This window comes from Sphingobacterium sp. IITKGP-BTPF85 (genome assembly GCF_001006065.1).
Classification (GTDB): domain Bacteria; phylum Bacteroidota; class Bacteroidia; order Sphingobacteriales; family Sphingobacteriaceae; genus Sphingobacterium; species Sphingobacterium anhuiense.
Genome location: NZ_ASZT02000330.1, coordinates 1 through 652, shown reverse-complemented (window position 1 = coordinate 652; position 652 = coordinate 1). Strand labels below are relative to the sequence as shown.

The window sequence follows — 652 nt, the reverse complement described above, 5'->3', positions numbered from 1 at the left end:
TCAAAAGAAGGTTAAAAGAAGTCCGAACAAGATCGGAGCAGATGGCTTTGCTTTTTATGATTTTCATGTAAGATTGTACTTGCTAAATCGTTGTGAAGGTACGGTCAGTTTACAGGTTATTCACTAACGCCCTACTGAAGTGGTACCGGAAAGGTACTGAGAAGCTACTAGAGAGCTACCAAATAGATACTAACGGCAGTAGCTTGACTGCCGTCTTGAAGGCGAAAGCTGGTGAAGCACCGTACTTCAATGGGCGAAGGGTAGATCAAGCGTCCGTAATGCGTTACATATGCATAGATAAAGCATGGATAGTGCGTAAAACGGTATCCGTTTACACACTAATAACGCACTATCAACGCTTTATACCTGCTTCATCCATACTTGATCTATACTGTAAAGGTGCTTCATTTCAAATAAGCGTTTTTAAGTATCTGAAAATATTAAGCTGGGTTAAGATGCGTTTTTGTTTTAACAAGTTGGCAAATCGCTTAAAACTACCGTTAAATAGCATGTTAAGTAGGGTTCACGGTGCTGTCAGTGAGTGGGTTATTTATGATTTCGAATTGATGGGTATTTCTTTCAACGCATTGAAGAATATAAGGACTTATTCTCTATTAGTCCTTATGTTTTATATGTTTAGTTTATCAGCTCA

Annotated in this window: 1 protein-coding gene; it reads left to right on the top strand. The window is 38.5% G+C overall.

From position 1 onward, the window contains the following. Window positions 1-215: 215 nt before the first annotated feature. Window positions 216-652, top strand: a 437-nt coding sequence (locus L950_RS34720; RefSeq protein ID WP_231577866.1) for a hypothetical protein, incomplete at its 3' end; no start/stop codon positions are given.